The sequence below is a fragment of the Proteiniclasticum aestuarii genome (genome assembly GCF_017368455.1).
GTDB lineage: Bacteria > Bacillota > Clostridia > Clostridiales > Clostridiaceae > Proteiniclasticum > Proteiniclasticum aestuarii.
Genome location: NZ_JAFNJU010000003.1, coordinates 247,591 through 268,333 on the forward strand (window position 1 = coordinate 247,591; position 20,743 = coordinate 268,333).

The 20,743-nt window shown below is 46.1% G+C and carries 24 protein-coding genes; 15 read left to right on the forward strand and 9 right to left on the reverse strand.

What is annotated here, in order from left to right; translation table 11 throughout:
• Positions 1-35: 35 nt before the first annotated feature.
• A complete protein-coding gene (locus J3A84_RS05735) occupies positions 36-983 on the reverse strand; it encodes an alpha/beta fold hydrolase (RefSeq protein WP_207599045.1) in 948 nt (315 codons plus the stop codon).
• Positions 984-1,133: 150 nt separating this feature from the next.
• Between J3A84_RS05735 and J3A84_RS05740 the strand changes: the two genes are divergently transcribed.
• On the forward strand, positions 1,134-2,213 hold the full coding sequence (locus J3A84_RS05740; RefSeq protein ID WP_207599046.1) for a DUF3048 domain-containing protein: 1,080 nt from the start codon (positions 1,134-1,136) through the stop codon (positions 2,211-2,213).
• A gap of 126 nt (positions 2,214-2,339) precedes the next feature.
• Here J3A84_RS05740 and ypfJ read toward each other — a convergent pair whose 3' ends face one another.
• Complete coding sequence (ypfJ, locus tag J3A84_RS05745; RefSeq protein ID WP_207599047.1) at positions 2,340-3,209, reverse strand: KPN_02809 family neutral zinc metallopeptidase; 870 nt, start codon at positions 3,207-3,209, stop codon at positions 2,340-2,342.
• A 521-nt stretch (positions 3,210-3,730) separates the two neighbouring features.
• Between ypfJ and sfsA the strand changes: the two genes are divergently transcribed.
• The 4 genes from sfsA (at position 3,731) to J3A84_RS05765 (ending at position 6,942) form a co-directional block, all read left to right on the forward strand.
• Positions 3,731-4,435, forward strand: coding sequence for a DNA/RNA nuclease SfsA (gene sfsA, locus J3A84_RS05750; RefSeq protein ID WP_207599048.1), 705 nt, complete (start codon positions 3,731-3,733; stop codon positions 4,433-4,435).
• A 72-nt stretch (positions 4,436-4,507) separates the two neighbouring features.
• A complete protein-coding gene (locus J3A84_RS05755; protein ID WP_425350730.1) occupies positions 4,508-5,191 on the forward strand; it encodes a beta/alpha barrel domain-containing protein in 684 nt (227 codons plus the stop codon).
• The gene (locus J3A84_RS05760) at positions 5,188-5,418 is read left to right on the forward strand and encodes a hypothetical protein (RefSeq protein ID WP_207599102.1); all 231 of its coding nucleotides are present in this window, start codon (positions 5,188-5,190) and stop codon (positions 5,416-5,418) included. Before J3A84_RS05755 ends, J3A84_RS05760 begins: the two co-directional genes overlap by 4 nt.
• 15 nt (positions 5,419-5,433) lie before the next feature.
• A complete protein-coding gene (locus J3A84_RS05765; protein WP_242694022.1) occupies positions 5,434-6,942 on the forward strand; it encodes a carboxypeptidase M32 in 1,509 nt (502 codons plus the stop codon).
• An 83-nt stretch (positions 6,943-7,025) separates the two neighbouring features.
• On the opposite strand, the gene J3A84_RS05770 is transcribed toward J3A84_RS05765, so the two are convergent.
• Positions 7,026-7,724: a 5'-methylthioadenosine/adenosylhomocysteine nucleosidase gene (locus tag J3A84_RS05770; RefSeq protein WP_207599050.1), complete on the reverse strand. Its 699-nt coding sequence runs from the start codon at positions 7,722-7,724 to the stop codon at positions 7,026-7,028.
• Positions 7,725-7,935: 211 nt separating this feature from the next.
• Between J3A84_RS05770 and J3A84_RS05775 the strand changes: the two genes are divergently transcribed.
• Positions 7,936-8,670 (forward strand): ThiF family adenylyltransferase, encoded by a 735-nt coding sequence (locus J3A84_RS05775; RefSeq protein WP_207599097.1) that lies wholly within the window; start codon positions 7,936-7,938, stop codon positions 8,668-8,670.
• Between the two features lie 2 nt (positions 8,671-8,672).
• Here the strand turns inward: J3A84_RS05775 and J3A84_RS05780 are convergent, their stop codons facing one another.
• Positions 8,673-8,885 (reverse strand): DUF4250 domain-containing protein, encoded by a 213-nt coding sequence (locus J3A84_RS05780; protein ID WP_242694029.1) that lies wholly within the window; start codon positions 8,883-8,885, stop codon positions 8,673-8,675.
• 291 nt (positions 8,886-9,176) lie between these two features.
• Here J3A84_RS05780 and J3A84_RS05785 point away from each other — a divergent pair, with 291 nt between their 5' ends.
• Both J3A84_RS05785 and J3A84_RS05790 read left to right on the forward strand, forming a co-directional pair.
• On the forward strand, positions 9,177-10,211 hold the full coding sequence (locus J3A84_RS05785) for an NADH:flavin oxidoreductase/NADH oxidase (protein ID WP_207599051.1): 1,035 nt from the start codon (positions 9,177-9,179) through the stop codon (positions 10,209-10,211).
• Positions 10,212-10,280: 69 nt separating this feature from the next.
• Positions 10,281-10,589: a PTS sugar transporter subunit IIA gene (locus J3A84_RS05790; protein WP_207599052.1), complete on the forward strand. Its 309-nt coding sequence runs from the start codon at positions 10,281-10,283 to the stop codon at positions 10,587-10,589.
• A gap of 79 nt (positions 10,590-10,668) precedes the next feature.
• Here J3A84_RS05790 and J3A84_RS05795 read toward each other — a convergent pair whose 3' ends face one another.
• Positions 10,669-11,445: a ChbG/HpnK family deacetylase gene (locus J3A84_RS05795; RefSeq protein WP_207599053.1), complete on the reverse strand. Its 777-nt coding sequence runs from the start codon at positions 11,443-11,445 to the stop codon at positions 10,669-10,671.
• Entirely contained in the window at positions 11,442-12,782 is a 1,341-nt protein-coding gene (locus J3A84_RS05800) for a 6-phospho-beta-glucosidase (protein WP_207599054.1), read from the reverse strand. Before J3A84_RS05800 ends, J3A84_RS05795 begins: the two co-directional genes overlap by 4 nt.
• 334 nt (positions 12,783-13,116) lie before the next feature.
• Between J3A84_RS05800 and J3A84_RS05805 the strand changes: the two genes are divergently transcribed.
• From J3A84_RS05805 to J3A84_RS05835, 7 genes are all read left to right on the forward strand, one after another.
• A complete protein-coding gene (locus tag J3A84_RS05805) occupies positions 13,117-13,419 on the forward strand; it encodes a PTS sugar transporter subunit IIB (RefSeq protein ID WP_342590943.1) in 303 nt (100 codons plus the stop codon).
• Between the two features lie 78 nt (positions 13,420-13,497).
• Positions 13,498-14,838: a PTS sugar transporter subunit IIC gene (locus tag J3A84_RS05810; protein WP_207599056.1), complete on the forward strand. Its 1,341-nt coding sequence runs from the start codon at positions 13,498-13,500 to the stop codon at positions 14,836-14,838.
• Positions 14,839-14,913: 75 nt separating this feature from the next.
• Positions 14,914-15,333, forward strand: a complete 420-nt coding sequence (locus tag J3A84_RS05815) for a hypothetical protein (RefSeq protein WP_207599057.1) — start codon at positions 14,914-14,916, stop codon at positions 15,331-15,333.
• Positions 15,330-15,551, forward strand: coding sequence for a hypothetical protein (locus tag J3A84_RS05820; RefSeq protein WP_207599058.1), 222 nt, complete (start codon positions 15,330-15,332; stop codon positions 15,549-15,551). The genes J3A84_RS05815 and J3A84_RS05820 overlap by 4 nt, the downstream gene beginning before the upstream one ends.
• Complete coding sequence (locus J3A84_RS05825; protein WP_207599059.1) at positions 15,541-16,965, forward strand: glycoside hydrolase family 1 protein; 1,425 nt, start codon at positions 15,541-15,543, stop codon at positions 16,963-16,965. Before J3A84_RS05820 ends, J3A84_RS05825 begins: the two co-directional genes overlap by 11 nt.
• A 9-nt stretch (positions 16,966-16,974) precedes the next feature.
• The gene (locus tag J3A84_RS05830; protein WP_207599060.1) at positions 16,975-17,283 is read left to right on the forward strand and encodes a PTS sugar transporter subunit IIA; all 309 of its coding nucleotides are present in this window, start codon (positions 16,975-16,977) and stop codon (positions 17,281-17,283) included.
• A gap of 106 nt (positions 17,284-17,389) precedes the next feature.
• Positions 17,390-18,094, forward strand: a complete 705-nt coding sequence (locus J3A84_RS05835) for a GntR family transcriptional regulator (RefSeq protein WP_207599061.1) — start codon at positions 17,390-17,392, stop codon at positions 18,092-18,094.
• An 88-nt stretch (positions 18,095-18,182) separates the two neighbouring features.
• Here J3A84_RS05835 and J3A84_RS05840 read toward each other — a convergent pair whose 3' ends face one another.
• Genes J3A84_RS05840 through J3A84_RS05850 form a run of 3 tightly spaced genes read right to left on the reverse strand, consistent with a single transcriptional unit; the run spans position 18,183 to position 20,680 of the window.
• Positions 18,183-18,980 (reverse strand): ABC transporter permease subunit, encoded by a 798-nt coding sequence (locus tag J3A84_RS05840; protein WP_207599062.1) that lies wholly within the window; start codon positions 18,978-18,980, stop codon positions 18,183-18,185.
• Positions 18,981-18,998: 18 nt separating this feature from the next.
• A complete protein-coding gene (locus J3A84_RS05845; RefSeq protein ID WP_207599063.1) occupies positions 18,999-19,793 on the reverse strand; it encodes an ABC transporter permease subunit in 795 nt (264 codons plus the stop codon).
• 2 nt (positions 19,794-19,795) lie between these two features.
• Positions 19,796-20,680, reverse strand: a complete 885-nt coding sequence (locus J3A84_RS05850; RefSeq protein WP_207599064.1) for an ABC transporter ATP-binding protein — start codon at positions 20,678-20,680, stop codon at positions 19,796-19,798.
• Between the last annotated feature and the right edge of the window lie 63 nt (positions 20,681-20,743).

Genomic DNA, 20,743 nt, shown 5'->3' on the forward strand with positions numbered 1-20,743 from the left:
TGCCCTCTATGCGATTCGCATAGAGGGCAGTGTTTTCATTGGATCTCATTCAGAGCCACCATTTCCTCTATCTTCATAAGAAGATCCTGATAGACTTCCTTTCGGTTGAGTTCATTAAGCATCTCATGCCTGCCATCCTCATAGAGCTTCATGGTCACAGTCTTGACCTCGGTATCGAGGAGCCGGTTGAATGTTTCCGTCACGCCTTTTCCGTAGCTTCCTACAGGATCGTTTTTTCCACTGAAAAGATGTACAGGTACTTCCTTGGGCATCTGCGCAGCCCATTCATCAGAAGTGACATCTTTCATGATTTCAAGAAATCCCTTGAAGCCGTTCATGGTGAATACGAAATTGCATTTCGGATCTTTATGGTATGCAGCTACAACTTTCTCATCTCTTGTGAGCCAGGAGAATTTATTCTTCTCATCCTGGAAATTCTTGTTGAAGCCATTGAAGAAGATGGAATTAAACAGTGTGCTTCGATGCTTCTCGCCTCTCACGGCGGAGATGGATTTTGCAAGGGTGATGCCGGGGACGACACCTGGATTTGCACCACCGGTTCCACTGATGAAGATTCCGGACAGGCTTCTGCCGAATCTCATGAGATATTTTCGCAGGACAAAAGAACCCATACTGTGTCCCAGTATGAAGTGAGGTAGCTCAGCATAGCGCTCAGATAAAAGATCGGTCATGGTCTTCAGATCCTTGACCAGTGTCAGGTCCGTTGCATCCTCTGAGAAATAGCCTAAATCATCCAGAGTGCGGATGCTTCTGCCATGGCCCGCATGGTCATGACCGGCGACCAGTACACCTTCTCTGGAAAGATACTTGATGAATCCCTCATACCTTTCGATGTATTCACACATCCCATGGGTAATCTGAAGCACGAAACGAACAGGTTTCTTGGGCGTATAGATATAATAGTGGATATCAAAGAGACCGTTGCTGCTGGGGAAGGTTTCCATTGTTTTGTTATAACTCAAAATTATCACGCTCCAACTTCCTTATTAGTTCCATTATAAGGTTGGAACTGAAGTTAAACAAATGATTTTGAAGATTTCGTCATTTGTACAAAGCTGTTTGAAGGAAGATATGGTAAAATCAGAGTATGATTTAAATCTTGGGGGATGAGTATGAAGAAAATCGCAATCATTGTATCTGTTCTGTTGCTGTCCGTAGGGTTATCAGCCTGCGGCAAAGAGGAGGTGCCGGAGGGACCCATGGAAACACCGGTGGAGACGCCTGCCGAAGAAGAACCGGAAGAAGAACCGGTGGAAGAGCCGGTGGAGGAGCCAGAAGTGAGAGAAAAGCATCACTACGACTCACCACAGCCTGGTCTGTCTCCACTGACAGGTCTTCCTTATGAGGGTGACGGTAAAGTCATCATGGTTCAGATCGAGAATACGGAAGCTGCAAGGCCTCACAGCGGTCTGGCGGAAGCGGGTCTGATCTATGAGATGGAAGTGGAAAGCACCATCACAAGGCTCACGGCCTTTTTCCATGGAAGTTATCCGGAAAAGGTGGGTCCGGTCAGAAGTGCCAGAAAACAGCATATGTTTTTGTGGAGCGAATGGAATTATCTGTATGTATTCTATGGTGGTTCCACGCCGGAGGGACAGAACATCTACAACTGGATGCGTGACCTTGACATCACAGCCAGAAGAGTGGATGGAATGAGAGATACCATTGGATTCTCCAGATCAGCGGATAGAAAAGCGCCGCATAATGCCTACACTAATCTGGACACGATCATGGAAGAGGCCTATGACTTCGAACCGTATGATCGAACGCTTTATTATGCCGATGGGGCGGGAGTAGACGGAGAGCGTGCGGTGAAGGTATCCCTTTCCTACAGAAGCGACAACAAGGTCACTTATGAATACGATGAGGAGAGAGCGGAGTATCTTCGTTTCATCAACGGGAAGCCTATGATGGATAAGGAATCCGATGAGCAGATCGCGGTGAAGAATATCATTGTCCAGCACACCAATCACTATCATGTGACGGGAACAGTGTATACCAATATGGATCTCGTTGGTACGGGAGACGCGGAGTATTTCATTGATGGCGTCATGAAGAAGGGAACCTGGGAAAGAAGGGATGAAGGAGTCATGACCCGATATTTTGATGAAGAGGGTAATGAGATTCCATTCGAACCCGGAAAGACGTTCATTCAGATCATGAGAAACGACAGCGAAGTGCATTTCGAGTAGTGAAAACCGTGGGTCTGCTTCATGTAGAGAAAGTCCATATGGGTAGCAGAAAGGCCTGAAACATCGCAGTGTGATGTTTCAGGCCTCTGCTTATTCATAAGGGAAGGCTTCAAGTACCGCTTCCCATCAGAGATCATTTGTGTTGAAGGTGTCCCCATGTTCCAGATCACCATACTGGAAACCTCTTTTGAACCATCTCATCCGCTGCTCGGATGTGCCATGGGTGAAGGTGTCAGGAATCACATATCCCTGAGACTGCTTCTGGAGACGGTCGTCTCCGATGGCATTGGCTGCATTGATGGCTTCCTCCAGATCCCCTTCTTCCAGATAGCCTCTGCCATGCACATAGTGGGCAAAGACACCTGCCAGATAATCCGCCTGAAGTTCCAGACGAACGAGATAGGTATTGTATTCCGTTTCACTGACTCTGCCGCGAAGATCCTGGACCTGCTGAGAAATGCCGAGGAGCGTCTGCACATGGTGGCCTACTTCATGAGCCACCACATAGGCCATGGCGAAATCTCCCGGTGCGCCGAACCGCTGACTCAGCTGCTGGTAGAATTCAAGATCGATATACACTTTCTGATCCGCCGGGCAGTAGAAGGGGCCGGTGGATGAGCCTGCCACGCCGCAGGCAGACTGGACACTGTCATTGAAGAGAACCAGCGTCGGTTTCTGATAGGTGCCGCCGTTCTCTCTGAAGATCTCAGTCCAGACATCCTCCGTATCCGCTAAAACCACAGACACGAATTCTGCCAGCTCGTCTTCCTGCTGGGTGCTTTCATAAGGCGCCTGGGTACCAGGGTTCACGACACCGGGGTTGGGGTTGAGAAAAGATCCGATGTCTCCACCAAGCAGAGCGATGATGATGATAAGGATGATTCCGAATCCACCACCCATGATGCTTTTTCCGCCGATGCCTCCACCCATGCCGGACCTAGTGCGGCCTCTTCGATCTTCCACGTTGGAGCTGCTTCTTCTACCTTTCCATTTCATATCTAACTCTCTCCTATGCTATGATTTTTACACACACAGTCTTACTGCTTTCATGATTCTGATTACTCTAATTATACCATTTTCCGGAAGTGATATATTTTGACAATCAGTGAATTGAGAGCCCTATCATGAAGAATATATGAACAGGTTGTGCCTGTTATTCATGGCGTTCGGAGATTCACGGAACTTTGCAAAGGAATTATTAAGATTAATGGTATAGCATGAATGCTACAGCTACCTATTGAATGAAAAGGTTTTAGACAAGATATAGCGGGTAGATATTATGGAAATGTTAAATCTCATGAAACGGGTTGACATTCGAGAATTCCCAGTCAAAAAGTTATACACAAAGAATGTGGACAATAATGAGAATCTGTGGATAACATCAGCATTGATTCTGTGGGTTTCCACTGTTTTAACCACATTATCCACAGGAAAAGGAGTAGAACATCCACTGTTCTGTGGATAACATTTGATGGCTGCTAAGCATACTGTGAATCATATTTCAAGGAGAATTTATTATGAAATTCATAAAAGATACTGTTCGAGCCACCTTTGTGAAAAGACCAAACCGCTTTCAGGGGTTTGTGGAATATGAAGGAGAAGTGATCATGACCCATGTACCCAATACGGGCCGTGTTCAGGAGATCCTGCTGCCGGGCGCAACGGTGATTCTGAGAAAAGAAGACAATCCTGCGCGTAAAACCGCCTTCAGTCTCATTGCAGCCTATAAGGGAGAAGCGCTGATCAACATCGATTCTCAGATTCCCAATAAAGTGGTGGAGGAAGCTCTTCTATGTGGTCATATACCGGAACTCAGGAAATATTCCATCATACAGAGAGAAAAAACATACAATAAGAGCAGGTTCGATTTTCTCCTTGAAAGTCCTGAAGGGGAGAAGTTCTATCTGGAGGTCAAGGGCGTGACACTGGAGGAGAAAGGACGAGCAAGTTTTCCAGATGCCCCTACAGAAAGAGGAACAAAACACATCAATGAGCTGATGGATGCCTATGATGAAGGGTACGGGGCAGGAGTGCTTTTTGTACTTCAGATGGCGAATATGAAAGAATTTTCACCGGCCTATGAAAAGGATCCGCTCTTTTCCTCTACGCTCTACAAGGCCAGCCAGCATGGCGTCATGGTCATGGCTTATGAATGCAAAGTGACAGAACATTCCCTTGATCTCACGCAGCCGGTTCCGGTGCGATTCCGGGAGGAAGGCTGACCGAAGTTTCAGAAAAAAACTTCATATCGCTGGGCTTGATTAGTGATATAATAATTCAAAATGAATGGAATTCTGGAGGGACATATGGAAAAGAGACCTGCACCGACCATCACCACAAACCTCCGAGGACACATGCTGGAAGTGCCTGAAGTGATACGAAAGGCAAGTGGTATCGTGATCCTCGGTAAACGAATCAAATCGCTGCTCTTTACGACGGATGTGGCAGTGATCAAGAATACCAATGCGGACGCCATCATGAGTGTCTATCCCTTTACACCGCAGCCCATCATCACCCAGAGCCTCATTGCGGCATCGGATGTACCGGTTTTCTGCGGTGTCGGCGGGGGAACCACCACGGGCAAGAGGGTGATCAATCTGGCTCTGGATGCGGAGTTTAAAGGAGCCATTGCCGTGGTGCTGAACAGTCCCACGAAAAATGATATACTGCAAGGGGTGAGGGATACCATCGATATCCCCATCGTCATCACCGTCATTTCCATACTGGACGACTTCGAGGAAAGAATCCGATCCGGTGCCACGATCTTCAATGTATCCGGAGCGAGAGAGACACCGGAGATCGTGAGAAAGATCAGGGAAAAGTATCCGGAGTTTCCGATCATCGCCACAGGTGGTCCAACAGAGAAGAGTATTCTGGAAACCATCGAAGCGGGAGCCAATGCCATCACCTACACACCACCATCCAATACGGAAATCATGAAGAAGCTTATGGATAAATACAGGGGGCAAAATTATTGAGTGCAAATGTATTAGCGGAAAACTGCAAGCACTGTCCGGAATATCAGAAGAGCTGTGAGGGCAATGACCCCTCCTGTCTCTGCTACAGATGTCCAAGGAATCTCGGGCAATGCATAACAGTTAAGTACTGCAGAGAAACAGAATCGGTTCTGGAGCTGGCCAGTTCTATAGACATGGAACGTGAATATATGATAGAAAGATATTACAAGACAAAAAATATGGAATAGATAGGAGTGAAGATTTTGGAAAACTACAAAGAAGGATTCAAGAGATTTCTTGAGATTCAGGAAGAGATGAAGAACATCGGAGATGCACAAGGTGTCCTTTACTGGGATATGGCGACGATCATGCCTTCCAAGGGAGTGGAGAGAAGATCTGAAGTGATGGCATACCTCAGTAAACTCATGTATGATCTGGAAACCAGCAAGGAATACAATGATCTGGTCTATGGTCTCCATGAACATCTGGAAGAAATGGACGACAAGGAAAAGGCCATGATCAAGGCTGCTAAGAAATCCCTGGATTTCATGAATAAGATTCCAGAGGAAGAATATCTTGAGTACAGCAAGCTCGTGGCATCCGGTGAAAACTACTGGGCAGATGCAAGAAGCAAGAATGACTATGAAGCATTCAAACCGATTCTGGAGAAGATCGTTTATTTCAACAAGAAGATTGCAGGGTATATCGGCTATGAGGATACTCCCTATGATGCGCTTCTGGATATGTATGAACCAGGTGCCACAGTGAAGGAAATCGATAAGGTTTTCAAAGAGCTGAGAGATGGTCTTATTGAGCTGATCGACAAGATCAATGCCAGCGATGTCCGGATAGATGGGGATGTGCTCAAGGGCGAGTATGAAATCGAGCCACAGAAGAAATACAACACAGAGCTTGCCAAGAGACTAGGGTATGATTTTGAGCGTGGAGCCATTGCAGAGAGTGCGCATCCTTTCTCCACAAACTTCGGAAACAAGGATGTGAGAATCACAACTGCATACAGCAAGGAAGACCCCCTTACCGCCATGTACAGCACCATTCACGAAACAGGACATGCCATTTATGAGCAGAATATCCCAGACGATCTGACAAAAACCAATATCGGTGGAGGGGTATCCATGGGCATCCATGAGTCCCAATCCAGATTCTACGAGAATATTCTGGCTAGAAGTCAGGAATTCATCGATGCCGAATATCCGAATATGGTGAAGGCTTTCGAGGGACTGAAAGACCTTACTCCATTTGATGTGTTCCAGGCGGTGAACGATGTGAAGCCATCTCTGATCAGAATCGATGCAGATGAGCTCACCTACAGTCTTCATATCATCATCCGCTATGAACTGGAGAAGATGATGATCAATGGAGAAGTGAATTTCGATGAACTGCCAGAACTGTGGGCGGACAAGTATGAAGAGTATCTGGGGGTAAGACCGGATACCTTCGCCAAGGGTGTACTGCAGGATGTCCACTGGTCCGGCGGCATGATCGGATACTTCCCAAGCTATGCGCTGGGTAATCTCTACGGAGCTCAGATGCTGTACAAGGGCATCTTCAGAGATCTTCCAGACTATCATCAGCTGATTAAGGACGGCAAGATCAGTGAAATCACCAAATGGCTTTCCGATAACGTGCATAGCCATGGTGGAACCTATGAGCCCAAGGTTCTCATTGAGAAGATCACAGGGGAACCGCTGAACGCGAAGTACTTCCTCCAGTATCTGAACGAGAAGTACAGCAAAATCTACAATCTATAGTAATACAAAATGGTCCTGAAGGAGATCTCCTTCAGGACCATTTTGTATTACTATGATTTATGAGCACGAGTGGAAAGGTTCTTCTACAAGTGTCTGATGATGTGCAGTAGAATCGATACGGTGTTTTCCACAGCCAGGTCCTTGAACTTCTCATAGTCCATGCTGGCACCGGTACTGGCATTGTCTGAAATGGCCCGGATGACAGCGAAGGGGATATGATTGAGATAGGCTGCCTGAGCAATGGCGGCGCCTTCCATTTCGCATGCGGAAGCATCAAAGGTTTCGGACAGGTCCATGATTTTTTCTTTGCTGGAAATGAACTGATCTCCGCTGACGATGACTCCTTCATGGGTGGTATAGTCGTGATTGCTTCTTGATGCGGCAAGAGCAAGACTGGTGAGGGCTTCATCCGTGAGGAAGGAAGAGGTTTCGAATCTCGGAATCTCTCCTCGTTTCAGTCCGAAGGCGGTCACATCCATATCATGCTGGATCAGTGATGTGGCAACTACTACATCCATGGGAACGATGGTTTCCTTGACGCCTCCAGCGACGCCAACGTTGATGAGGTGGGTCACCTGATAGTCATCGGCCAGGATCTGGGCGCATAGGGCTGCATTCACTTTTCCGATGCCGGAGACCACCATGACGACGGGAACATTTTCGATGTTTCCTTTGAAAAATTCCATTCTGGCTTTGATTCTGGTTTCCTTAAGATTCATGATTTTCTTCAACGGGGCAAGTTCTTCCTCCATGGCACAGATGATTCCTAGTATTTTATTCATTTAATTCTCCTTTGAACCCTTTTGTTTTCTTTCATTATATTGAAAGATGGAGGTGCTGTCCATTGGGCAGGAAAAAGTATGCATCCATTTCTCTGCGACATGCAGCAGGCTGGATACTCTTGAATCTCTCTGCATGATAATTTGAGAAATCCATTGAAAATCAGGGGGATCTGTACTATATTATATGTTGTCTGAAATGAAAGGAATGGAAATTATGCAACATGAATTAAGAAGAACGGGAATGCTCATAGGAGAAGAAAAATTGACGAAGCTCCATCAGTCCAAAGTGGTTTTGCTGGGTCTTGGGGGAGTGGGAGGAACCTGCTTTGAAACACTGGTTCGAGGTGGAATTGGTAACCTCACGGTGGTGGACAATGATATATTCACCCTATCCAACCTGAATCGGCAGCTTCTGTCGTCCTATGACAATATCGGAAAATATAAAGTGGATGCAGCCATAGAAAGAGCCTCGCAGATCAATAAGCACTGCGTAATCACGGGCTACAAGGCGTTCATAGGTCTGGAGAATATGGAGGAGATTATTCCAGAAGGCACGGATTACGTCATCGATGCCATCGATACGGTGACCAGTAAACTGCAGGTCATCGAATACTGCAGAGCAAAGGAGATTCCAGTGATCAGCTCCATGGGTACGGGCAACAAGCTCGATCCCACAAAACTCATCGTGACGGATATCACGAAAACCACCATGTGTCCGCTGGCTAAAGTCATGAGAAGGGAACTGAAAAGAAGGGGCATCGGATCGCTGAAGGTGATTTCCTCCACGGAAAAGCCGCTGGTTCCTATGGAAATAGGACAGGAGTCCACTGATGGTCCTGTAAGTATGCTCAAAAAAAGAAGTACTCCTGGGAGTACCTCATTTGTTCCACCTGCAGCAGGGATTATTCTGGCGGGTGAAGTCATCAATGATCTGATGGAAAGATAAGATCAGGGCATTCTGAACTGATTGATCTCACCGATGTATTCGTATCCGAATTCACCGAGTTTCGAGATCAGATCAGATTGATTGATGTCATACCTTTCGCATAGTGCGTTGAGTGATGAGTAATCATTTCTGAGCTTCGTGTTGATGGTGCTCAGTAGGATAAAAGGATCCATCTCCATGACGGCCTCATGATTGAAGTTTGTTTCGAGCATCATTAGTATTCCCCCCTAATTCGTGATTGATGTGTTACGAATATTATATAATGAATTGGGCTTCCGGTGTAAATTATTAACAATAGTTTGATAAATATTATAAGTTTGTTAATTAACTATCTAAGTAATCTAGAAATTCATAATGAGAACTGAGTAGTGAAAGTCCATGAGCGGGAGAAAAAGAATGTCCGTCTTGTGGACTTTGCCTATATTTAAAGGTAGAATTGAAAGTGAGTAAATTCAGAATTGACAAGCAAAGAGGAGTTGAGGGGGAGCTGTTTCTGCAGCTGATCTATGAAGACATTTAGTGAATATAAACTTAAGAATCTGACACTGAAAAACAGGGTGGTCATGCCGCCCATGTGCATGAACATGGCGGAAGATGGCCATCCCACGGATTTCCACTACATCCACTATGGAAATGCGGCTCTGGGGGAAATCGGACTGATCATTGTGGAGGCTACGGGGGTAACGCCTGAGGGCAGAATTCTGGAAAGAGATCTGGGATTATGGAAAGACGATCAGATCGAAGGACACCGAAGAATCGTGGATCTGGCAAAGAAGTATGGTTCCCATATTGGAATCCAGCTGGGTCATGCTGGCAGAAAATGCGGGATCTCATCGCTGACCACTCTGGCGCCGTCGGCCATCCGTTTCAGTGCGTCCTATCCGATGCCCAAGGAGATGACGACGGAAGATATCGAGCATATCAAAAAGGCGTTCAGAGATGCTGCTGCAAGAAGTGTGGAGGCGGGATATGAGCTCATTGAGCTTCACGGTGCCCACGGGTATCTCCTGCATGAGTTCCTGAGTCCTCTGACCAACAAGAGAACCGATGCATACGGTGGTTCAAGAGAAAACAGAGTAAGGCTGATTCAGGAAATCGCCGACACGGTTCGATCCGTGGTTCCGGAAGATTTCCCTGTGATTCTTCGCGTATCCGCTTCAGACTATATGGAAGGGGGAATTGATCTGGATGAGATGGTGGAGATCATCCATCTTCTGAAGGATCGGTTTGACATGATCCATGTGAGCTCAGGAGGTCTTGACGCGAATCAGCAGATTACGGTTTATCCCGGATATCAGGTGAAGTTCTCGGAAGTGATCAGAGAGAAGTGTCAGATTCCTACAATTACCGTGGGGCTGATCACGGAAGTGGGACAGGTGGAAGAGATTCTCCAGCATGATCGGGCGGACCTGGTTGCCCTGGGAAGAATCCTTCTGAGAGATCCTTTTGTGCTGATCAATCAGGGACAGGGCATCATTGCACCTCTTTTCGCATACAGAAGAGGATTTCATGTAAACTGGGCGGAAAGAAACAGAAAGTAGAAATCCGAATGATGTATTTTGCTTATCCTGTCGTGTTGATGCAATCTGAGCCTATGGGGGGAGAAACAGATGAAACATTCCGATCAGGTTTCTTTTGAGATGATCGCGAAAAATGGAGCTGCCAGATCTCTTTTTCTGGAAGCCATACAGGAAGCGAAGAAGGGAAAATTCAAAGAAGCCGCAATACTGATGGAAGATGGAGAAGCCATGCTTCTTGAAGGGCATGCGGTTCATGGGGAGCTTATCACGCAGGTTGCGCGCGGAGAGTCTGTGGAAATGGATCTGCTACTTGTCCATGCGGAGGATCAGATGATGGCAGCTGAGATGTTCAAGCTGCTGGCCCGTGAGTTCATAGAACTCTACAGAAGAATAAAATAGTGAAGATGCATAAATTGTGAATGAGAAAGCGATCCGGATCAGTCCGGATCGCTTTTATTAATTTTCTCTTGCGTTTCCCTTATAGATTCATTCTGAAGTCCCGTACGTTTCCAAGCTGAACGTTCTGATTGCGCAGTGCGCCCTGCACTGCTTCAGAAGTCAGGATGACCAGTTCTTTCACGCGATGGATGTTATAGCTGCTTCCGGTGTAGATGATGTCATCCATATAGGCAGGGTGGCACATGAGCTCGACAACATCCTCTTCCTGAAAGTCATGGTTGCTCCTGAAATGGAGAAAGTAGTCTTCGCTGACGGCATCATGATAAAAATCAGCCAGTCCATGAAGAATCTGAGTCTTTTTCTTCCTGATCAGTTCGCGTTCCTCCTCTCCGTGATAGAGGGGAAGATATCTGATGGGGAGATCATATTTTTCGGCAAGCGCCAGGGTGATTCCCATGACATCCCGATGAAGATGCAGATGATGATGTCCGTCCAGATGAGTGGGGGTCACCCCAAGACTTTTTATTCTTTCGATCTGAGCAGTCCATTCCAGGAGGAGCTGACCTGGATCGAGATCGATCTTCCGATGCTCTGGATGTTTCCGGAAGTATCCTTTTTCATCCACCAGAGAAGGGACAGCCTGAGGTGAAAGGACTGGCTTTCCTAGATCCAGTGTCAGATGGACGCCGATTCCCAGTCCGGGATATCTGGACGCTTCTTTAAGACCTTCTTCGAGATAGGCTCCGTTGGCTAGCGCTGTGGTGGATGTCAGAATTCCTTCCCGATGGGCTTTCAGGATGCCTAGATTCTGACCGGGCGAGAATCCGAAATCATCTCCGTTTACGATGAGCCTCATGATTTATTCCTCAGGTTTTCTATGACCTCTCTGAACTGTGGAAGATAAGATTCATGAGCCAGAAGCAGTTCGTCAAGAACCAATCTTCCGATTTTTTCGCTCTGCACCAGAGGATTGGAGACCATGGCGACAAAAGCGTCTTCATACTTTCCGCTGAGGGCTGCTTTGCAGGTGAGTTTTTCAAAGGATTTCAGCTGCTGTACGATGCCCTCGGCACCCACTGGAAGAACGCCGGTAGCCAGTGGTATGGGGCCGTTTTTTGTGATAAGGGACGAAATTTCCACTGCACAGTCATAGGGGAGCGAAGAGATGGCCCCCTTGTTTCGGGTATTCACCACCTGAATATCTCCCGTGTCATTGGCGATGGATGAAATGAGGTTGCATGCAGTATCACTATAATAGGCGCCGCCTCTCTTCTCCAGTTCTTCCGGTTTGTCTGCCAGATTTGCATCTTTATATTTCTCGAAAAGAGTTTTTTCCACTTCCATGACTTCGGTGGCTCTGGAAGCTCCTTTAGAGAAGTCTTCCAGCATATGAGCGAGCATTTCCTCCTTCTGGAAATAATATCTATGATATGCACAGGGGATTGCACCCAGTCCCTTCAGGAACTCCGGTGACCAGGGCAGGTCCATGACATTTTTCATGTTCAGGGCGCTAGACCGGGTCACCATGAGATCGAGGACCTCTTTTTTCACGGAAGTTCCGTCGAGAAATACATCAAGACCGAAGACCATATGGTTCAGGCCTGCCATATGAATTCGGACTCTTTCCTTCTCCACTTCAAGGATTTTCGAGACGCCCATCTCCATGCCGAAAGGCAGATTGCACACACCGATGAATCGATCCCAGTCCGAGTGATTAAGTACAGCCTCGGTGACAAGTCCTGCCGGATTTGTAAAGTTAATGATCCAGGCATCAGGGCAGAGATCTTTGCAGTCTCTTATGATGTCGAATATCACAGGAATGGTTCTCAATGCCTTGAACATGCCACCTGCCCCGTTGGTTTCCTGGCCTATGAGTCCGTGTTTCAGTGGGATGGATTCATCCTGAGCTCTGGCTTCAAGTCCACCTACTCTCAGCTGCGTAGTGACAAAATCAGCATCCTTCAGTGCGTCTCTCCGGTTGAGAGAAGAATGGATCTCCATAGGAAGGCCAGCTTTCTTTACCATTCTACGGGCAAGCGCTGTGATGATTTTAAGCTTTTCTCTGCCTTCTTCGATATCCACCAGCCATAGCTCTCTTACAGGCAGCTCTTCATAGCGTATGATGAAACCTTCTATGAGTTCGGGTGTGTAACTGGAGCCACCGCCGATGGTCACGACTTTATAAGTTTTCATTTTCAATCCTCCATTTCCATGATTATTACTTTTTAATACGATTATACTAAATTATAGGTACAAATTATAGTGATAGGAATAATTATTTTCAAGAATTATGAAATCTGATTTTTTTGCGTATGTTTTTATTAAACGAGCAATCCATTATCAATATCTCTAAATTATTATGTAATAAGGCTTTTAATTTATAAAATACACATTTGTTAAACTTTATGCGTTTTTATATTTACAATATTTAATTGCTTCTGTATAATCAAATCATAAAGTTGTACCAATGAATTTATTGGTATTCATTTTTTAAATCTGTTGTAATCGATTGTATGTTTAAGGAGGAATCATGAAAATTTTATTAGTTTGTTCTGCAGGTATGTCCACCAGTCTTCTGGTGACAAAAATGAAGAAAGCAGCTGAAGGAAAAGGGATTGATGCTGAAATTTTTGCGCTGAGCGCAGGAGAAGGCAAAAAAATACTGAAGAATGTGGATCTGGTTTTACTTGGACCCCAGGTAAGATTCATGAAGAATGAATTTGTCAAGCTGGCGGACGTACCGGTGGATGTCATCGATATGCTGGCTTATGGAAGAATGGAAGGGGAAAAGGTCCTGAATCAGGCGCTTGCTCTATTAGAGCAGAAGTAGCGATATGGAACCTGATTCATGAGACGTCAATGAATTCAGGAGAAATATATATTAATCATATAACAGAAGGAGGTCAACATGAACCGTTTTATCAGCTTTCTTGAAGAAAAATTTGTGCCGGTAGCTGCAAAGATCGGTGGCCAGAAACACTTGGTGGCCATACGTGATTCCTTTGCAAGTCTAATGCCGCTTATCCTTGTAGGGGCTTTTGCAGTCCTCTTGAACAATGTGTTTTTCGTGCCATGGTCCTTGCTTGCCAGTTATATCGGGGAAGAAAGTGCATTCATCGTCTGGGCGAATACCAACCTTGCCCCACTGTTCTCTTTAATGGAAAGTGGAACTTTCGCAATCATCGCATTGGGTCTTACTTTCTCTATGGGTTACAACAGAGCTGTCAATGAAGACAAAGACCCGTTATCAACAGGACTTATTTCCGTTGCATCTTTTGTGCTTCTTGGTGCACTAGCAAGAAACAATGAAGTCGTAGCCTCATGGGTGACGAATTTTCTGGGCGCACAGGGAATATTCATCGGACTACTGGTTGGTCTGATCACTCCTGAAATCTATTTTGCCATAGTCAGAAAAGACTGGGTCATCAAGATGCCTGATACTGTACCACCTGCTGTGGCAAAAGGATTTTCTGCTGTCATACCTGGTTTCATTGCAGTGTTTTTCTGGGCACTGGTTGCCTACATCTTTAATGTGGCAGCTGGCATGAATATTTTCACCTGGTTTGAAACCAATATAGCCGCTGGTCTTTCCGTTCTAGGTCAGAACATCATTTCCATCGTCTTTATTTCCACGCTGATTCCGCTGCTGTGGTTCTTCGGTCTGCACGGTGCCAATATGCTGGAGGCCATCATGAGCCCTGTATATGGAACCATGGGGATTGAGAACATCACAAAGTTCTCCAATGGAATCAGAGCGGTAGGAACGGGTGCAGATGAGCTTGCTGTATGGGTAAGAGGTTCCTGGGATGCTTATGTGTTCATGGGTGGTTCCGGAGCTACGCTTCCGCTGATCATCGCGATTCTGGTGTTTTCGAAGGTGAAATCTCAGAAAGAGGTTGCCAAGCTTGGACTGCCACCTGGAATATTCATGATCAACGAACCCGTTCTGTTCGGTATTCCGATCGTACTGAATCCCGTCTACTTCATACCGTTCATTCTGGTACAGCCGATCCTGACACTTGTAGCTTTCTATGCTGCAAAAATCGGATTTGCAGGACCTATTGTCAACAGTGTTCCCTGGACAACTCCACCAATTCTCAATGCCTTCCTTGCAACCAACGGTTCATGGGGTGCTGTAGGAGTTTCCATCATCAATCTCGTCATCGCCTTTGTAATCTATATGCCATTTGTCATGATTGCAAACCGATACGAAGAGCAGAGAGAAATAGAAGAAGAGAAAATCGCATAATCAATCATGCAGTGACAATTACTATAGTCCCAGATGCAAACTGGGACTATTCTTGATACAAGAGGTGATGAATAGGTGGAAAAGGAAATTCTGATCTACAGAAATATTGAGGACGTCTATCAGAAAGTGGAAGACACATTAAGGAAAACCTTTAAAGTCAAAGGGAAGCTTATGGGTGCTGAGCATCTGCATAAGATGCCCACCATGAAAGGAGAAGTGAGGATCAGGCAGGTTGTTTCCAGAGAAGAGAAGAACAAAACCCTTTCTTTTGACTCTTTCTGGGGTCAGGATAAGGTGGTTACAACCTATTCCTTCAGAGAAGACGGGCCAGATTTCACATACGTGAAACTGGAAGAACAGGCTTACAGCGTATCAGCTTTAAGAAAGTACAATTATATGCTCATGAGTCTGCCTGTACTTCGAAGAGGATCCATGAAGAAACTGAATCAGCAGCTGTACAACTTGAAAGAGATCATAGAAGGTGAGAACAAATGATAATAATAAATATGCCCCTGAAAAGAGACTTTGTGATAAAGCTTCTGGATGGAAAGAACATAGAAGGAATTGACTATCGATTTCTGAAGCAGGAAAGCATGAAACTGTATTTTGAGGTTAGTGAAGAGTCAGAAAGAGCCGCTTCTGTCGCTAAAGCCGCCATTAAAAAATCAGAGCTGGGACCAGCACTGTTCTTCATGGTGGAACATGTCAGGTAGGTTTCCGGAAGAGTTTCTCTTTGGCAGTGCATCCGCGGCATATCAGGTGGAAGGTGCATACAAGGAAGACGGAAAAGGAGATTCCATCTGGGACAACTGGGTGAGAATGGAAGGAAAGACCTATAAGGGAACCAACGGAGATGTGGCAACGGATCACTATCACAGGTTCAGAGAAGATGTGAGACTTATGAAGGAAATGGGACTGAAAGCATATCGCTTTTCCGTATCCTGGACGAGAATTCTTCCTGAAGGAAGAGGTCGGATTGAAAAGAAGGGACTGGATTTCTATCATCAGCTCATTGATGAACTTCTCGAGCATGGGATTGAGCCTGTTCTTACAATATATCATTGGGATCTGCCGCAGACGCTGCAGGATGAATATGGCGGATGGGAATCCAGACGCATCATTGATGATTTTACGGAATATGCGAAAGTTCTTTTCGAAGCTTTTGGAAAGAAAGTGAAATACTGGATTGTACTGAATGAACCTAATATATTCACCCAGCTGGGCTATCTCCTGGCGCTGCATCCTCCAGGGAAGAAAGATATGAAGCTGTATCTGAAAACTTATCATATTACAGCGCTTGCCCATGCCCATGTGATCAAAGCCTATAAAGAAGGCGGATATGATGGTCTTATAGGATCCTCCATAGCCTACACACCGGGATATGCAGCCTCAGACGAGGAAGCGGACCAGGAGGCCAGAAGAAGATATTATGATACTGTCTGCTGGTGGATCATGGACGTTTTCTACAAGGGGGAATATCCTGCATGGGGATATGAGGAGTTCAAACGCAGAGGCATCGCACCGGAGGTGACGGAAGAGGATACCGCCATTTTAAAAGAAGGTGCAGCGCTTTCTGATTTCATCGGAATCAACTATTATCAGAGCGCGATGCTTGCCCATAATCCCATAGATGGAGTGGGACTCACGGATTTCAACGTTTCCGGAGAAAAAGGGGATTTCAGGGAATCAGGGGTTCCAGGTCTTTACAGGCAGGTGTTTAACCCGAATGTGGAATATACGGACTGGGATTGGTCCATCGATCCGGATGGACTAAGGGTGGCGCTGGTGGAGATCTCAGAAAGATATGAGAAGCCGGTGTTCATTTCTGAAAACGGCATCGGTGCCTTCGACGAGCTGGATGAGGATAAAGTCCATGATGATTACAGGATAGAATATCTGAGAGGGCATATTAGAGCCTGTCATGAATCCATGAAGGAAGGGGTGGACCTTATAGGATACTGCACCTGGTCCTTCACGGATCTTCTCAGCTGGCTCAACGGATATCAGAAAAGATATGGATTTGTGTATATCGATTTTAAAGATGAGAAACTGCCGAGAATAAAAAAAGACTCCTTCTCGTTCTATGAGGAAGTCATCAGAACCCGAGGAGAAAACTGTATAAAGTGAGGAATGGAAATGGAAGGATTAGAACTGATCTGCTTTGAAATGATTGCAGCCAATGGCTCCGCGAGATCGTATTTCATGGAAGCCATCGCTGCAGCAAAAGACGGCGATTTCACTGAGGCCGCAGCGCTGATGGAAGAAGGAGAGAAAATGCTTGAAGAAGGGCACCATGCCCATGGAAATCTGCTTTCTCAGGAAGCGGGTGGCGACAAGGTGAAGGTGGACCTTCTGCTGATCCATGCGGAAGATCAGATGATGTCCGCAGAGACATTCAGAATCATGGCAGGCGAGATCATAGAGATATACAGCCGCCTGAAATAGATCTGTTTATCTGGAACACATATTGAGCAGGTGGTCTTGTAACCTTTCATCAATAAGATATAATTTAAGGAAAGAGATCAAAAGAAACGTGCAGGAGGAATTCGGGTTGGAAGTAAAATACAAGATTATATGCGATGATATGGCTCAGAACATTCATAACGGGATGTATCTCGGAAGCAAGAAGCTTCCGACGGAAGAAGAGCTTATTGAAAAATATCAGGTCTCCAGAAACACGATAAGAAAAGCCATTGATCTTCTGACGCGTAAAGGTCTTGTGATTCCCATCCAGGGGAGCGGTGTCTTCATAAGGAATGTGGCATGTAATGGAGCCATCAATCTGGAAGATTTCAACGGACTTACAGAAGGTTTCGGGAATAAGGTTACAACCAAGGTGATCAGCTTCAAGCTGATTGAGGCGGACGAAAAGCTTGCCCATACCATGCAGTGTGAAGTCGGCACACCGATCTATTTCATTGAAAGACTCAGAAGTGTCAGCAATACACCTTATGTCATTGAGTACTCTTATTACAACAAGGATGTGATTCCCTATCTCAGTGAAGAGATTGTTTCCGGGTCCATCTACAAGTATATCCGGGATGAACTGAAAAAGCAGATCGGTTTTGTTGACCGTGAAATCACAGCGGGTATCTTGAGTGAGCACGATGCAAGAGAGCTGGGACTCACACCGGGAGAACCGGCTCTGATTTCAACAAACAGAGCGTATCTGAAAAATGGAGTGATCTTTGATTATTCCATAGACATCCACAATTATAAGGAGACCAGATTCCTGAAGCTGTCCAACTACATGTAGCAATGGACGACAGGAGGTCACCAGATAGAGAGTAGTGAAGAAAGCCATGACGGAGAAGAAGCGTTCTCCTGTCGTGGCTTTCCGTTTTCTAGATGTACATGTCTCTTTTTTCATAGGACCAGAAGGATAGAAGGCCTGCAGTGATCACCAGAAACAGTGTGAGAAAGGTGAATGACACAGACAGCGTGTTCTTCTCTACCAGATCCACCAAAGGGAAGTAGCGGAAGGGAGTAAGAAGTCTTATGACCAGAGGGCCATCTAGAAGATCATGGAATACGCCCGCCAGAAACGTGATGAGTACAAGAGACAGAGTCAGGCTGCTGGCGAGCTTCGGTTTTGCCAACCATGACGCGGCCAGAATACCCAAAGAAAAAAAGAGGAGCATCAGCAGAATCAGGGAGAGAATTTCCTTGAAAAGCTCTGCCTGATAGGGAACGGTTCCTCCGATGAACTCCATGCTGAGGAGAGAAGTCAGATAGACTGCCCCTGTAAACAGGCAGATCAGCGTGATTCCGGCAAGAATTTTCGCCGTAAGAATCCGCCTTCTTGAACGGGGTTTGGTCAGAAGAAACTCCGTGGTCTTCAGGAGCTCTTCCTTGGAAAGGATACGCACGCCCAGCATGGAGGAATAGATGACACCGGCCAGAATGACGTAATACATAAGAATACCGTGGTATCCGAGACGGGTACCCATATCCAGGTCGCTCATGCCGAAAAGGACCATGAGACTTCTAGGCATGGCATTCATGAATTCAGAGATATTCACACCCGAGTCGGAAAACAGCAGAAACTCACTCATACCTGCGAACAGCGTCAGCCCTATTCCGAGGATCCAGAAGAGAAGGCCTTTCCGCTCACTTTTCAGTTCTCTTTTATAGATGTTCATGATTTTCTCCTTTCTCCATCAGGCATGGATCTCTTTTCTTTCCAGAAGAATGTAGGAAAGAGCCGTAAAAGCTGAAATCAGCATGAGGGCAAGCAGCAGATAGCGCGTTTCATAGCCGCTCTTCTGCAGAATCTGATTGAAATCGAAGTAGCGGAAGGGGGAGAGATAGGTGAGAAAATCCTTCTTAATGATCTGGCTCAGCATGCCGAGAATATATAGGGTGAATACAATGCCCAGTGACTGAGAGGTGATGAACCGGATTCTTTGGCGGAGGATCCCCAGAAGCATCCCCAGGGTGAAGAACAGAATCTGCAGAATGAACCCTGCTGTGAGAATGAGCAGGAGTCCCTTCAGATCTCTGTCTTCTTTTTCCAGGAGCATACCCATGATAACGCTGGTGGCAGCGGTGAACAGGTTCGTCAGGGTGATGAGGGTAAGTCCGGACAGGATTTTCTCCGTCAGCAGTCTGCTTCTCGTGACAGGTTTTGTCAGGAGAAAGTCCGCCGTCTTACCGGAAATCTCTTTACCCAACACAGACAGCCCCAGATTCATGGCAAGTACACACATGGCCAGAAGAACATAGGTGAAGATGTAGCCGAGAAAACCGTTGAAGCTGAGAAAAGTGCTGAAGTCAATGGATAAGGCCTCGAGAACCTGTGGAGGCAGTGCATCAAAAATCTCCACATAGGCTTCTCCTTCACTCATGACCGCAGGGTAGATGAGCAGCATCAGTACAAGGGTGAGGAAAAGGGATAGATTCCAGATGAACAGTGTCTTCCTGCGGAAGCGAAGCTCCTGAACATAGATATTCATGTTCATTCCTCCCTCTCATAGTAATGGAGAAAGATCTCTTCCAGAGTAGGCTCTTCGATGAGTATATCACGGATGTCTACGCCTGCAAGAAGTCCTGTTATGGGATTGAGATCTCCTTTGTAGATGAACCGGTAGAGATGCTCTGAAACGTAAAGATCGGAGATGCCAGGAATCTGACTCAGAACATCGCTCAGGTTATGCCCAGTATCGATGGTGAATCTCTTGTAAGTCTCTTCTTTCAGCGTAGCCATATCCTGAAGCTTGATGATTTCCCCCTCCTTGATGATGGCGACTCGATGGCAGAGCTTCTGCACTTCACTGAGGATATGGGAGGAGAAGAAGATGGTTTTTCCGTTTTGATTCTCATCCAGGAGCAGCTGAAAGAATTTCTGCTGCATCAGAGGATCCAGTCCACTGGTGGGTTCATCCAGAATAATGAGCTTCGGGTCATGCAGCAGTCCCTGCACGATGCCGACTTTCTTTCTGTTACCGTAAGAGAGGTCTTCGATTTTCCGGTTCAGATCCAGCTCCAGAAGATCGGAGAGCTCTCTGATTTTCCGGGAGCAGTCCTTCTTGTAGAAGGAAGCGGAGTAGTTTAGAAGGTCCTTCACTTTCATGTCATCATAGTAGAAAACTTCAGAAGGCAGATACCCTATATGCTGGGCGATCTTGTCAGCCTCTTTCACACTGTCCATGCCGAATATCCGAACCTCCCCCTTGGTGGGGGCAATGAGATTCAGCATGGTCCTTATGGTGGTGGATTTTCCGGCGCCGTTGGGGCCGATGAATCCGAAGATCTCTCCTTCTCTGACTTCAAGATCGATGTTCTCCACACCTCTGCTTTTTCCATAGAATTTACTCAGATTGCTGATTTCGATTGTATTCATGACCGCATTTCTCCTTTGGTGGAAGCTTCCATTCAGATATATCAGTGTTCTATATATGATTTC

Excerpts from the sequence above, each read along its gene's own strand:
- J3A84_RS05845 (WP_207599063.1), bottom strand. The coding sequence starts at position 19,793 with ATGAATATCTATGTTCAGGAGCTTCGCTTCCGCAGGAAGACACTGTTC.
- J3A84_RS05740 (WP_207599046.1), top strand. The coding sequence starts at position 1,134 with ATGAAGAAAATCGCAATCATTGTATCTGTTCTGTTGCTGTCCGTAGGG.
- J3A84_RS05810 (WP_207599056.1), top strand. The coding sequence starts at position 13,498 with ATGAACCGTTTTATCAGCTTTCTTGAAGAAAAATTTGTGCCGGTAGCT.
- J3A84_RS05825 (WP_207599059.1), top strand. The coding sequence starts at position 15,541 with ATGTCAGGTAGGTTTCCGGAAGAGTTTCTCTTTGGCAGTGCATCCGCG.
- J3A84_RS05780 (WP_242694029.1), bottom strand. The coding sequence starts at position 8,885 with ATGATGCTCGAAACAAACTTCAATCATGAGGCCGTCATGGAGATGGAT.
- J3A84_RS05790 (WP_207599052.1), top strand. The coding sequence starts at position 10,281 with ATGAAACATTCCGATCAGGTTTCTTTTGAGATGATCGCGAAAAATGGA.
- J3A84_RS05820 (WP_207599058.1), top strand. The coding sequence starts at position 15,330 with ATGATAATAATAAATATGCCCCTGAAAAGAGACTTTGTGATAAAGCTT.
- J3A84_RS05830 (WP_207599060.1), top strand. The coding sequence starts at position 16,975 with ATGGAAGGATTAGAACTGATCTGCTTTGAAATGATTGCAGCCAATGGC.
- J3A84_RS05795 (WP_207599053.1), bottom strand. The coding sequence starts at position 11,445 with ATGAGGCTCATCGTAAACGGAGATGATTTCGGATTCTCGCCCGGTCAG.
- J3A84_RS05770 (WP_207599050.1), bottom strand. The coding sequence starts at position 7,724 with ATGAATAAAATACTAGGAATCATCTGTGCCATGGAGGAAGAACTTGCC.
- J3A84_RS05785 (WP_207599051.1), top strand. The coding sequence starts at position 9,177 with ATGAAGACATTTAGTGAATATAAACTTAAGAATCTGACACTGAAAAAC.
- J3A84_RS05850 (WP_207599064.1), bottom strand. The coding sequence starts at position 20,680 with ATGAATACAATCGAAATCAGCAATCTGAGTAAATTCTATGGAAAAAGC.
- ypfJ (WP_207599047.1), bottom strand. The coding sequence starts at position 3,209 with ATGAAATGGAAAGGTAGAAGAAGCAGCTCCAACGTGGAAGATCGAAGA.
- J3A84_RS05800 (WP_207599054.1), bottom strand. The coding sequence starts at position 12,782 with ATGAAAACTTATAAAGTCGTGACCATCGGCGGTGGCTCCAGTTACACA.
- J3A84_RS05840 (WP_207599062.1), bottom strand. The coding sequence starts at position 18,980 with ATGAACATCTATAAAAGAGAACTGAAAAGTGAGCGGAAAGGCCTTCTC.
- sfsA (WP_207599048.1), top strand. The coding sequence starts at position 3,731 with ATGAAATTCATAAAAGATACTGTTCGAGCCACCTTTGTGAAAAGACCA.